This window comes from Abyssibius alkaniclasticus, from assembly GCF_020447305.1.
In the GTDB taxonomy this organism is placed as follows: Bacteria; Pseudomonadota; Alphaproteobacteria; order Rhodobacterales; family Rhodobacteraceae; genus Abyssibius; species Abyssibius alkaniclasticus.
On the sequence record NZ_CP095732.1, the window covers coordinates 1,309,322 to 1,321,606 of the forward strand.

13 protein-coding genes and 1 riboswitch are annotated in these 12,285 nt (G+C 62.0%); all 13 genes read left to right on the forward strand.

Features of this window, described 5'->3' with window-relative positions; translation table 11 throughout:
* Positions 1–15: 15 nt before the first annotated feature.
* Positions 16–906, forward strand: a complete 891-nt coding sequence (locus tag LGT41_RS06650; RefSeq protein ID WP_274129337.1) for a hemolysin family protein — start codon at positions 16–18, stop codon at positions 904–906.
* The gene (gene lnt / locus LGT41_RS06655) at positions 903–2,387 is read left to right on the forward strand and encodes an apolipoprotein N-acyltransferase (RefSeq protein WP_274129338.1); all 1,485 of its coding nucleotides are present in this window, start codon (positions 903–905) and stop codon (positions 2,385–2,387) included. Before LGT41_RS06650 ends, lnt begins: the two co-directional genes overlap by 4 nt.
* 86 nt (positions 2,388–2,473) lie before the next feature.
* Positions 2,474–2,521, forward strand: a riboswitch (SAM-SAH riboswitch).
* 3 nt (positions 2,522–2,524) lie between these two features.
* Positions 2,525–3,691 carry a methionine adenosyltransferase gene (metK, locus tag LGT41_RS06660; protein ID WP_274129339.1) on the forward strand — a complete coding sequence of 389 codons (1,167 nt, stop codon included), beginning with the start codon at positions 2,525–2,527 and terminating at the stop codon, positions 3,689–3,691.
* Positions 3,692–3,827: 136 nt separating this feature from the next.
* A complete protein-coding gene (gene trmB / locus LGT41_RS06665) occupies positions 3,828–4,565 on the forward strand; it encodes a tRNA (guanine(46)-N(7))-methyltransferase TrmB (protein WP_274129340.1) in 738 nt (245 codons plus the stop codon).
* Complete coding sequence (locus LGT41_RS06670) at positions 4,558–5,010, forward strand: NUDIX hydrolase (RefSeq protein ID WP_274129341.1); 453 nt, start codon at positions 4,558–4,560, stop codon at positions 5,008–5,010. Before trmB ends, LGT41_RS06670 begins: the two co-directional genes overlap by 8 nt.
* A gap of 16 nt (positions 5,011–5,026) precedes the next feature.
* On the forward strand, positions 5,027–6,376 hold the full coding sequence (aroA, locus tag LGT41_RS06675) for a 3-phosphoshikimate 1-carboxyvinyltransferase (protein WP_274129342.1): 1,350 nt from the start codon (positions 5,027–5,029) through the stop codon (positions 6,374–6,376).
* Between the two features lie 85 nt (positions 6,377–6,461).
* Entirely contained in the window at positions 6,462–7,091 is a 630-nt protein-coding gene (cmk, locus tag LGT41_RS06680; RefSeq protein ID WP_274129343.1) for a (d)CMP kinase, read from the forward strand.
* Between the two features lie 234 nt (positions 7,092–7,325).
* Entirely contained in the window at positions 7,326–8,993 is a 1,668-nt protein-coding gene (gene rpsA, locus LGT41_RS06685) for a 30S ribosomal protein S1 (protein WP_274129678.1), read from the forward strand.
* 320 nt (positions 8,994–9,313) lie between these two features.
* Complete coding sequence (gene ihfB, locus LGT41_RS06690) at positions 9,314–9,595, forward strand: integration host factor subunit beta (RefSeq protein ID WP_274129344.1); 282 nt, start codon at positions 9,314–9,316, stop codon at positions 9,593–9,595.
* A gap of 19 nt (positions 9,596–9,614) precedes the next feature.
* Positions 9,615–9,953 (forward strand): lipopolysaccharide assembly protein LapA domain-containing protein, encoded by a 339-nt coding sequence (locus LGT41_RS06695; RefSeq protein ID WP_274129345.1) that lies wholly within the window; start codon positions 9,615–9,617, stop codon positions 9,951–9,953.
* Positions 9,954–10,586, forward strand: coding sequence for a phosphoribosylanthranilate isomerase (locus tag LGT41_RS06700; RefSeq protein WP_274129346.1), 633 nt, complete (start codon positions 9,954–9,956; stop codon positions 10,584–10,586). It abuts the gene before it with no gap.
* Complete coding sequence (locus LGT41_RS06705) at positions 10,583–11,023, forward strand: GNAT family N-acetyltransferase (protein ID WP_274129347.1); 441 nt, start codon at positions 10,583–10,585, stop codon at positions 11,021–11,023. Before LGT41_RS06700 ends, LGT41_RS06705 begins: the two co-directional genes overlap by 4 nt.
* 21 nt (positions 11,024–11,044) lie before the next feature.
* A complete protein-coding gene (gene trpB / locus LGT41_RS06710; RefSeq protein WP_274129348.1) occupies positions 11,045–12,265 on the forward strand; it encodes a tryptophan synthase subunit beta in 1,221 nt (406 codons plus the stop codon).
* The last annotated feature ends 20 nt before the right edge of the window (positions 12,266–12,285 follow it).

The following is a 12,285-nucleotide window of genomic DNA, read 5'->3' on the forward strand; positions in this document are numbered from 1 at the left end:
TCGGATTAGGGAGTCATGAGCAGTCATTCGGACGCAAGTCCACCAGAACAAGGCAACGACCCGGAGCCTTACAGTTTCGACGACGATTACCGCCCCGGCCTGTTTCAGCGCCTGTTCGGGCGCAACGGCGACAGCGAAGAACCAACCGAGGGTGCCGCCGAATCGCTGGCCCAGACCCGCGAAATGCAGGGCAATCTGCGCAAGCTGCATTCGCGGCGGGTTGACGATATTGCCGTGCCCAAGGCCGATATCATCGCCATTCCCAATAGCTCGACGCTGGCCGAAACTGTCGAGGTGTTCCGCGACTCCACACTTACCCGCCTGCCGGTATTTGCCGATACGCTGGACGAGCCGCTTGGCCTGATCCACCTGAAAGACCTGGCGCTGACCCACGGTTTTGGCAAATCGGGCAAGTTCGACCTTGCCGCGCTGATCCGTCCGCTGATCTATGCGCCTCCATCCATGCCTGTCGCCGTGCTGTTGCAGCGAATGCAAAGCGAGCGTGTGCATATGGCGCTGGTGATCGATGAATATGGCGGTGTCGACGGTCTGGTGACAATCGAGGATATTCTTGAGGAAATCGTCGGTGACATCATCGACGAGCATGACGAGGAAGAGGCCGCATTGTGGATCGAGGAACGCCCCGGCGTCTACCTTGCCCAGGCCCGCGCACCGCTGGACGAGTTTGAAGAGGCCGCCGGGGTCGATCTGCTGCCCGCCGAGCTTGATGAGGAGATCGACACTTTGGGTGGGATTGTTGCCAAACTGACTGGCCGTGTGCCTGTGCGCGGCGAGATTGTGCGCGACGAGGCGGGCCATGAATTTGAAGTGGTCGATGCCGATCCACGCCGCATCAAACGCCTCCGGATCACGCTTTCCGGTGCAGCACGCACCGCAGCCGAATGATCGAGACGCTGCTGCATCAGCGCGGCTGGCGGCGTGCGCTGCTTGCGCTTGTGCTTGGCGCGCTGCTGGCGCTGGCCTTGCAGCCCTTCAACCTGCCTGTGGTGAATCTGGTGGTGCTGCCGGCGCTTGTGGCGCTGCTCGCCCCGCAAGGCGGGCGGTTCTGGCGCGGTTTCGGGTTGGGCTGGTTCGTGGGGCTTGGCTATTTCGCCGTCGCCCTGCACTGGATTGTTGAACCCTTTCTGGTAGATGCGGCGCGCACGGGCTGGCTTGCACCCTTTGGGCTGGTTGGAATGGCGGGCGGTATGGCGCTGTTCTGGGGGCTGGCCTTTGGCTTTGCCGTGCGCGTGGCCAGGGGCACGGCGCGCGATGCGCTGGCGCTGGCCGTCATCTGGGGCGCGGTTGAACTGGCGCGCGGCTATGTGTTTACCGGCTTTCCCTGGGCGCAGCTGGCGCAAGGCCTGCTCGATACGCCGCTTGCGCAATGGGTCGCCTATATCGGTGCGCCGGGGCTGGGTGCAATGGTCATGCTGGGCGCGGGGCTACTGGCCTATCGCACAAGCTTTCTGGCCGGGCTGATGATGCTGCTGATCATGGGCTCGGTCGGCATCATGCGCGACGCGGGCGCAACACCGGATGAACCCGGCGTTACCCTGCGCCTTGTGCAGCCCAATGCCAGCCAACAGGAAAAATGGCTGCCCGAGCGTATTTACGATTTCTATCTGCGCCAGATACAGCTTACCAGCGCGGGCGCGGCCCCCGATCTGACGATATGGCCCGAAGCCGCCGTTGCCTATCTGCCCGATGAAGATGCACAATTGCGCGAGGAAGTCGCGGCAGCCGGGCGCGGCAGTCCGGTCATTCTGGGGGCGCAGCGGCGCGATGCGCGCGGCGTTTACAACACATTGTTCGCAATCGATTCCGGCGCTGGCATAGCCGCCGCCTATGACAAGGTGCGCCTTGCCCCGTTTGGCGAATACATGCCGTTCAATGATTTTTTCAGCCGGTTTGGCATTTCCGGCCTGGCCGATGTGATCGGTGGCGGAATGCAAAAGGGCACGGAAACCGGGCCGATCGCGCTAAATGGGCTGCCCCCCTTCCTGCCGCTGATCTGCTATGAGGCGATTTTCCCGCAAGCCGCCAGCACCCAGCCGCGCCCCGCATGGCTGTTGCAAATCACCAATGACGCCTGGTTCGGCACATTCTCTGGCCCCTACCAGCACCTTGCCCAGGCGCGTCTGCGCGCCATCGAGCAGGGCCTGCCGCTGGCGCGCGCCGCCAATACCGGCGTTTCGGCCATGATCGACGCGCGCGGCCATATCCGCGCCCGCACCAATTTGGGCGAGGTCGCAGCCCTTGACGTGCGCCTGCCCGGCGCGCTGCCGCCCACGCTTTACAGCCGCACCGGCGATTGGCCCGTGGCGCTTGTGCTAAGCCTGCTTGCGGCATTCTTTGCAATACGGCGCCCGCGCGCCAAAGCCTGACGCGCGGCGCGCCGCCTTTCCCGCCGCCTTTCCCGCCGCCTTTCCCATTGACCCGCCCCCACAACTATCGGTAAAGCAGGGCATTCATCCGCGCACAACGGCTTCCTGGCGTGCGGCGGTTAAACAATGGAGCGTTTATGTCCCGTCAGAACTATATTTTCACCTCGGAATCCGTATCCGAGGGGCACCCCGATAAGGTGTGCGACCGTGTGTCCGATGCCATTCTGGATGCGTTTCTGGCCGAAGAGCCGAATGCGCGTGTGGCTTGTGAAACCTTTGCCACCACCAATAATGTCGTTGTCGGCGGCGAGGTCGGGCTGTCGAGCAGGGACAGGTTGGAAACCTATATGGGCAGGATTGACGGGATCGTGCGCGACTGCGTGCGCGATATCGGCTATGAGCAGGACAAGTTCCACTGGAACACGCTGACAGTGCAGAACTTGCTGCACGCCCAATCGGCGCATATCGCCCAAGGGGTCGACCGTGATGGCGCGGGCGATCAGGGCATCATGTTTGGCTTTGCGGTTGATGAAACGCCCGAACTGATGCCCGCCCCGATCCTATATTCGCACGCGATTTTGCGGCGTCTGGCCGAGGCGCGCAAATCGGGGGCCGAGCCGACTCTGGGGCCGGATGCCAAAAGCCAGTTGAGCCTTCGTTATGAGGGCGGCAGGCCGGTCGAGGTGACATCGCTGGTGCTGTCGACCCAGCACGCGCATGAGGCGCAGACAAGCGATGATATCCGCGCGATTGTCGAGCCTTACATCCGCGATGTGCTGCCGGATGGCTGGCTGACCGAGGCGACCGAATGGTGGGTGAACCCGACGGGTAAATTCGTGATCGGCGGGCCGGATGGCGATGCCGGGCTGACCGGGCGCAAGATTATTGTCGATACTTACGGCGGTGCCGCCCCGCATGGCGGCGGTGCGTTTTCCGGCAAAGACCCGACCAAGGTTGACCGTTCGGCGGCTTATGCGGCGCGCTATCTGGCGAAAAACGTGGTGGCGGCGGGCATGGCGACGCGCTGCACGATCCAGCTGAGCTATGCCATCGGTGTGGCCAAGCCGCTGTCGATTTACGCCGATACGCATGGCACGGGGCAGGTGGATGAGGCGCAGATCGAACGCGCCGTGGCCCGCGCGATGGACCTGACGCCGCGCGGCATCCGCACGCATTTGCAGCTTGACCGGCCGATTTATGCACGCACCGCCGCCTATGGCCATTTTGGCCGCGCGCCCGAGGCCGACGGCGGATTCAGCTGGGAGAAAACCGATCTGGCCGCCGCGCTGAAAGCCGCGATCTAGGCGCTCCCGCCCGGCGCAGGCGGGGCAGGCCCCGCCATTGCCGGTTGGGCCGGGCCGCGCACACGCGGGTGTGCGCGGCGCAGAACCCCGCCGGGGCGGGGTTGACCGTTTGCGCGCCGGACACTAGAGCAGCGCCATGAATGATACGCCAGACCAGCCCCGTGATACGCGCCCTGCTGCCCGCCCGAACGCCCCTTGGCGTAACCTGTATGGCCGTGGCAAGGGCAAGCCGCTGCGCGCCGGGCAGGCGGAACATATGGAACATACGCTGCCGCGCCTGTCGCTGCCCGGCGTGTCGTGGGATTTCAACCCGACGCGCGCGCCGATCGATCTGCGCGCGGTGTTCGGCGATGACCGGCCCATCTGGCTGGAAATCGGCTTTGGGGGTGGCGAGCATCTGGCGGCACTCGCAGCCGCCAATCCCGATATCGGCTTCATTGGTGTCGAGCCGTTTTTGAACGGGATGGCGGCGCTGCTGCCGCGCGTGGCCGCGCTTGAAAACATTCGCCTGCATCTGGGCGACGGGCGCGACGTGATGGATGTTTTGCCCGATGCCAGCGTTGCGCGGGCGTTTCTGCTTTACCCCGACCCCTGGCCGAAGAAGCGCCACCACGGCCGCCGCTTTGTGAAGCCCGAAAATATCGACCCGTTGGCGCGCGTGCTGAAACCCGGCGGGCAGTTTCATATTGCCTCGGATATCGAGGATTATGTGCGCCATACGCAGGACCATATGGCACCCCGCCCCGATTTTACCGGCGGTGAGGTGATGCTGGAGCCCTGGGAGGGCTGGCATTCCACCCGATACGAGCAAAAGGCGCTGCGTGCCGGGCGCACACCGCATTACATGACCTTCATCCGGGCCGATCATGCGTGAACGGCCCACGGCGCGGATTATCCTGCTGGACCCGGATGACCGGGCATTGATGTTTCATTTCGTGCATGAGCGCGGCATTCTGGCAGGTCAGCGGCACTGGGCAACGCCGGGCGGGGGGATTGCGGCTGGTGAAAGCCCGCAGGCCGCCGCCGCGCGTGAATTGCGCGAGGAAACCGGCTTTGAGCTGCCGCTGAGCGATGTGATCGCCACGCGCGCCGTGGATTTCCGCCTCGAATCGGGCGAGCTGCTGCGCGCCCATGAAAGCTATTTCGCGGCCTTCGCCCCGCATGAGCGGATTGACAAGACCCGCTGGAATGCGTTTGAGCGGCGTGTGATGCAAGACCATCGCTGGTGGGGGCTTGAAGACCTGGCCACAACCAGCGAAACCTACTTCCCAGAGAACATGGCCGGGATGATAGCGCGTGCCCGCGCGCTGCGGCCCTGAAACATAAGGATAACCGATGTCTGGCACTGGAACCCCGCGCCCGCTGACCGCCCGCAAATCGCCCCCGCTGAAAGGCGCGGCCGCAGTGCCGGGCGATAAAAGCATCAGCCATCGTGCGCTCATTCTGGGCGCGTTGACCATTGGCCGCACAGAGGTGCGCGGGCTGCTGGAGGGCGAAGATGTGCTGGGCACAGGCCGCGCGATGCAAGCCTTTGGCGCGCAAGTCGAGCGCCACGGCCCCGGTGAATGGAGCATCGAGGGCGTGGGTGTGGGCGGCTTTGCCGAACCGGCCGATGTGATTGATTGCGGCAATGCCGGCACCGGCGTGCGGCTGATCATGGGGGCGATGGCCACCACGCCGATCACCGCCACCTTTACCGGCGATGCCAGCTTGCGCAAACGCCCGATGGGCCGGGTGACAGACCCGCTGGCACTGTTTGGCGCGCAGGCTTTTGGCCGCAGCGGGGGCCGTTTGCCGATGACGATTGTCGGTGCGGAAAACCCCGTGCCGGTGCGCTATGTCTCGCCGGTGCCAAGCGCGCAGGTGAAATCGGCCGTGCTGCTGGCGGGGCTGAACGCGCCGGGGCAAACCGTGCTGATCGAGGCGGAAGCGACGCGCGACCATTCGGAAAGGATGCTGGCGGGGTTTGGCGCGGAAATTGTCACAGAAGTTACCGATGAAGGCCGCATGATTACGCTGACGGGCCAGCCGGAGCTTAAGCCGCAGAAGATTGACGTGCCGCGCGACCCGTCCAGCGCCGCCTTTCCGGTATGTGCGGCGCTGCTGGTTGAAGGCTCGCAGGTTCTGGTGCCGAATATCGGGCTGAACCCCACGCGCGCCGGGCTGTTCACCACATTGGTGGACATGGGGGCCGATATTACATTTGAGAATGCGCGCAGCGAGGGGGGCGAGCCCGCCGCCGATTTGCGCGTGCGCTTTGGCCCGCTGAAAGGCATAGACGTGCCGCCCGAACGCGCTGCAAGCATGATTGATGAATACCCCATTCTGGCGGCACTGGCGGCAACTGCCGAGGGCAATACCGTGATGCGCGGCATCAAGGAATTGCGGGTCAAGGAATCGGACCGGATTGACGCGATGGCGCGCGGGCTGGAGGCTTGCGGTGTTTCCCTGGAAGAGGGTGAGGATTATCTCATCATCCACGGGCGCGGGCCGGGAAGCGTGGCGGGCGGGGCGACGGTGGCCACGCATCTGGACCACCGGATTGCCATGTCCTTTTTGTGCCTTGGCATGGCGAGCCTAAAGCCCATTACCATTGATGATCTGGGCGCGATTGCCACCTCCTTCCCCGATTTTGTGCCGCTGATGGAAGGCCTGGGCGCGGTTTTTCACGCCGGTAATGGCTGAATGTGCGGAATTAACGATTGCCGAGATAGCGCCTGTAAACCACGGCCAAACATCGTTATGACTTGCTGAAGTTACAGGGAATGACATGGCCTTCACCGTTGCCATAGACGGCCCCGCAGCGGCGGGCAAAGGCACGATCGCGCGCGCGGTTGCGGCGCATTTCGGCTTTTCACATCTGGATACCGGGCTGCTGTATCGCGCGGTTGGCATGGCCACGCTGGATGCCGCGCGCGGGGTGATTGATGAGAATATGGCCGTGACTATGGCCAAAACGCTCAGCGAAACCGACCTTGCGCGCGATGATTTGCGCAGCGCGCGGGCCGGGCAGGCGGCCAGCAAGGTTGCCGCCATTCCCGAAGTGCGCAGCGCATTGCTGAAATTCCAACAGGATTTTGCGCGCCGTGAGGGTGGCGCCGTGCTGGATGGCCGCGACATCGGCACGGTGATTTGCCCCAATGCCGAGGTGAAGCTGTTTGTGACGGCATCGGACGCCGTGCGCGCCCAACGCCGCTTTGCAGAGCTTTCAGCCACCAACCCCGCGCTGACCGTGGCGCAGGTGGCTGGCGATCTGGCCCAGCGCGATGCGCGCGATGCCGAACGCGCCATCGCCCCGTTGCAGCCTGCCGATGATGCCGAACTGCTCGACACGTCGACGCTGAGCATCGCAGCCGCCATCCAAAGCGCGATTGCAACCGTGCAAAAGCGGCTGAAATAGGCCGATTGCGGGCGCTTTGGCCCTGAATCAGGCTTGATTGCCGCAGGGATTGCGTGTAACCACGCCCCGTTGCAGGGCACAGACCAAAAATAACAAACAGGCAGGGTCGGATTACAATCACCGGCCCTTTGTGTTTTTGGCGCTTGGCAACATGAAACCCCAAAGACCGGCGGAAACAACCGCTCGGCCCGTAAAAACACTTGAAAGGACCTACATATGGCCGCATCCGTGGCAATGGAAGAATTCGAAGCCCTTTTGAACGAAAGCTTCGAACTTGAAACCCCCGACGAGGGCTCAGTCGTCAAAGGCACAGTGGTTGCCATCGAGGCCGGTCAGGCCATCATCGACATCGGCTATAAAATGGAAGGCCGTGTCGACATCAAAGAATTTGCCGCCCCAGGCCAGACCCCCGAAATCGCCGTTGGCGATGTTGTCGAGGTCTATCTGGACCGGGTTGAAAACGCGCGTGGCGAGGCTGTTCTCAGCCGTGAAAAAGCCCGCCGTGAAGAAGCCTGGGACCGTCTTGAAAAAGCCTATGACAAGGAAGAGCGCTGCGAAGGCGTTATCTTTGGCCGGGTCAAAGGTGGTTTCACCGTCGATCTGGGTGGCGCGGTGGCCTTCCTTCCGGGCAGCCAGGTCGATGTGCGCCCCGTGCGCGATGCCGGCCCGCTGATGCAGCTTCCCCAGCCCTTCATGATTTTGAAAATGGACCGTCGCCGTGGCAACATCGTCGTGTCGCGCCGTGCCATTCTTGAAGAAAGCCGTGCCGAGCAGCGCGCCGAGATCGTTGGCAAACTGGCCGAAGGCGATGTGGTTGACGGCGTTGTCAAGAACATCACCGAATACGGTGCATTCGTTGACCTTGGCGGCGTTGATGGCCTGCTGCACGTGACCGACATGGCCTGGCGCCGTGTGAACCACCCGTCGGAAATTCTGGCGATTGGCGAAACGGTCAAGGTGCAGGTTGTCAAGATCAACAAAGACACCCAGCGCATTTCGCTTGGCATGAAACAGCTTGCCGCCGATCCGTGGGACGATGTCGAAGCCCGCTATCCGCTGGAAAGCCGCCATACGGGCCGCGTGACCAACATTACCGATTACGGCGCATTTGTTGAGCTGGAAGCCGGTGTTGAAGGGCTTGTTCACGTCTCCGAAATGTCCTGGACCAAGAAAAACGTTCACCCCGGCAAGATCGTCTCGACCAGCCAGGAAGTTGAAGTTGTCGTTCTGGAAATCGACACGGCCAAACGCCGCGTAAGCCTTGGCCTGAAACAGACCCAGGGGAACCCGTGGGATAACTTTGCCGCTGGCAACCCTGCTGGCACCATCGTTGAAGGCGAAGTCAAGAACATCACCGAATTCGGTCTGTTCATTGGCCTTGAAGGCGATATTGACGGCATGGTTCACCTGTCCGATCTGGACTGGACCCGTTCCGGCGAAGAAGCGATCAAGGATTATCGCAAAGGTGACATGGTCAAGGCCGTGGTGTCCGATGTCGATGTTGAAAAAGAGCGTATCTCGCTGTCCATCAAGGGCCTTGAAGGTGACAAGTTCGCCGATGCAACCGGTGGCGTAAAACGTGGTGCGGTTGTCACCGTAACCGTGACCGCCATTGAAGACGGCGGGATCGAGGTGGAATATGAAGGCATGAAAGCCTTTATCCGCCGTTCGGACCTGAGCCGCGACCGTGGCGACCAGCGCCCCGAGCGCTTCTCGGTTGGCGACAAGATTGATGCGCGTGTCACCAATATCGACGCGAAATCGCGCAAGCTTGGCCTGTCGATCAAGGCACGCGAAATTGCCGAAGAAAAAGAAGCCGTCGAACAGTTCGGCAGCTCGGATTCCGGTGCATCGCTGGGCGACATTCTTGGCGCTGCGCTGAAAGGCAAAACCGACGAGTAAGCACTGCGCTTGACTTCGCGCTTTGCAAGTAATCCGGGGCTGCATCATTTGATGTGGCCCCGTTTCTTGAGACGAATCACCAATCAACCTTTAGGTAACAGTGCCCGGATTCGATTTGGCGCATGGGTTTCTACAGATTCAGATGCGATGACCCGGCGTTAGATGTGTTGCGATCGGCAGATTCGCGCATAATTGCGACGCATGGAACAAGCCGCTATTCCATCGCGCCAAAAATCCTGTCAAAATACCCCAAGTAGCGTTTTGCCGAAAATCGGCGCAGTATAGCCCGCGCACAGCGGGGCGATGAGAGGATGCAACCAATGATCAAATCAGAACTGGTTCAGAAAATCGCAGATGAAAATCCGCATCTCTATCAGCGCGATGTCGAACGTATCGTCACAACCATCTTTGACACGATCATCAATGCAATGGCCGAAGGAAACCGCGTAGAACTACGCGGTTTCGGCGCATTTTCGGTGAAAAAGCGCGATGCGCGCCAGGGCCGAAACCCGCGCACCGGCGAATCTGTCGCCGTGGAAGAAAAGCATGTGCCGTTCTTCAAGGCGGGCAAGCTGCTGCGTGACCGGCTGAACGAATCCTGATTACAAAGGCCGAAACAACATGATCCGAATGATCCGCCTGGCCGTGCTTGGGCTTGTGCTTTTGGTGCTTGTGCTATTGGCGCTGGCCAATCGTGGGGCGGTTGACGTGGCGCTGTTGCCCGCGGGCCTGCCGCTGGCCGACAGCCTGAAGCTGACCGTTCCGCTGTTTCTGATCGTCTTCGCAGCACTATTGCTGGGCCTGCTTCTGGGCATGTTCATTGAATATTTCCGCGAACACAAACTCCGCCGCGCGGCCAGCCAGTCGCGCCGTGAGGCCAGCCAACTGGCCGGCGAGGTGGAGCGGTTGAAGGCCGAGGGCGGCAAGGACGAGGATGACGTTCTTGCCCTGCTCAACTAGATGAACGTCAAAATCTGCGGGCTGCGCGATGCGGCCACGCTGCGCGTGGCACTGGAGGCTGGCGCGCGCTATGTCGGCTTTGTGTTTTTTGCCAAATCACCCCGCCATGTGGAAATTGAAACCGCACGGGCGCTGGCGCTTTCGGTGCCCGAAGGCGTTGCCAAGGTGGCGCTGACAGTGAATGCCGATGACGCTTATCTTGATGCGATCAACGCCGCCGTGCCGCTGGATATGCTCCAGCTTCACGGGCAGGAAAACGTTGCGCGTATTGCCGCTTTGCGCGCCCGCTATGGCCTGCCGATCATGAAAGCCGTGGGCGTGGCCGAGGAAAGCGACCTTGCCAGCCTTGCCAGCTATGGCGCGGTGGCCGACCAGCTTTTGGTTGATGCCAAACCCCCGAAAGACGCGGTTTTGCCCGGTGGTAACGGGCTGGCCTTTGACTGGCGGCTGATTGCCAACCGCCGCTGGCCTGTGCCCTGGATGCTGGCCGGTGGGCTGACAGCTGATAATGTCGCCGAGGCGATCCGCCTGACCGGGGCCAGGCAGGTTGATGTATCCTCGGGCGTGGAAAGTGCTGCGGGCGTGAAAGACCCGGCGCGCATCCGCGCCTTTATCGACGCAGCATCGGCATGACGCCAGTGTTCCGCCCCGCCGTTCTGGCCGATGTGCCGGGCGTTGTGGCGCTTCTGGCCGATGATGATATTGGCGGTGCCCGCGAAACCGCCCCGCTGGAAGACTACCTTGCTGCCTTTGCGCGCATGGATGAACGCTGCCAGCTTATCGTCGGCGAAGCAGATGGCCAGCTTGTTGCCTGCTATGATCTGATCATCCTTGACGGGCTGAACGCCCGTGGCCAGCGCCGCGCACAGGTTGAAGGCGTGCGCGTTGCCGCGCATTTGCGCGGCCGGGGGTTTGGGCATAGGCTGATGGAGGACGCGATGGCGCGCGCCCGCGCCAATGGCGCGCAGTTCATGGAGATGATGTCGAACGCCGCGCGCCTCAAGACCCATGCGTTTTATGAACGGCTTGGCTTTACCCGCAGCCACCTAGGCTTTAAACGCAAACTGTAGCATTCCACAAAAGGGCCATACATGTCCGTTGATATCCTGAATTCATTCCGCACCGGCCCCGATGAGAACGGGCGCTTTGGCCAGTTTGGCGGGCGGTTTGTGTCTGAAACGCTGATGCCGCTGATTCTGTCGCTCGAGGCCGAATACGAGCGCGCCAAGACCGATGACAGTTTCTGGGCCGAGATGGATTTCATGTGGAAGCATTATGTGGGCCGCCCCAGCCCGCTTTACCACGCCCCGCGCCTGACAGAACATTTGGGCGGTGCAAAGATTTACCTCAAGCGCGACGAGTTGAACCATACCGGAGCCCATAAAATCAACAATGTGCTTGGGCAAATCCTGCTGGCCCGCCGCATGGGCAAAACCCGCATTATTGCCGAAACCGGTGCAGGCCAGCACGGTGTGGCCACCGCCACGGTATGTGCGCGCTACGGGCTGAAATGCGTGGTGTTCATGGGCGCGACCGATGTCGAGCGGCAGGCACCCAATGTGTTTCGCATGAAATTGCTGGGTGCCGAGGTGGTGCCGGTTACCGCCGGGCGCGGCACGCTCAAGGATGCGATGAACGAAGCCTTGCGCGATTGGGTGACCAATGTCGCCGATACGTTCTACTGCATCGGCACGGTGGCTGGCCCGCATCCATACCCCGCAATGGTGCGCGACTTCCAGGCGATCATCGGCAATGAAACCCGCGAGCAGATGATGGAGGCCGAGGGCCGTTTGCCCGATACGCTGGTGGCCGCCATCGGGGGTGGTTCAAACGCGATGGGGCTGTTCCACCCATTCCTCGATGATAAATCGGTCAATCTTGTTGGCGTCGAGGCCGGTGGCCACGGGGTTGACGAGCGCATGGAACATTGCGCCAGCCTCACCGGCGGGCGCCCCGGCGTGCTGCACGGCAACCGCACCTATCTGCTGCAAGATGCCGATGGGCAGATTCTGGAAGGCCATTCCATTTCCGCCGGGCTCGACTATCCCGGCATTGGGCCCGAACATAGCTGGCTGCACGATATGGGCCGCGCGCAATATGTCAGCGTGACCGATGACGAGGCGCTGGAGGCGTTTCAGCTGTGCTGCGCGACCGAGGGAATCATCCCCGCGCTGGAGCCGAGCCACGCGCTGGCCCATGTCATCAAGCTTGCGCCAACCCTGCCGGCCGACCATTTGCTGGTGATGAATATGTGCGGGCGCGGCGATAAGGATATTTTCACCGTTGCCAAGGCGCTTGGCTTTAAGACCTAAGGCTTAAATCGGCCTTGAAA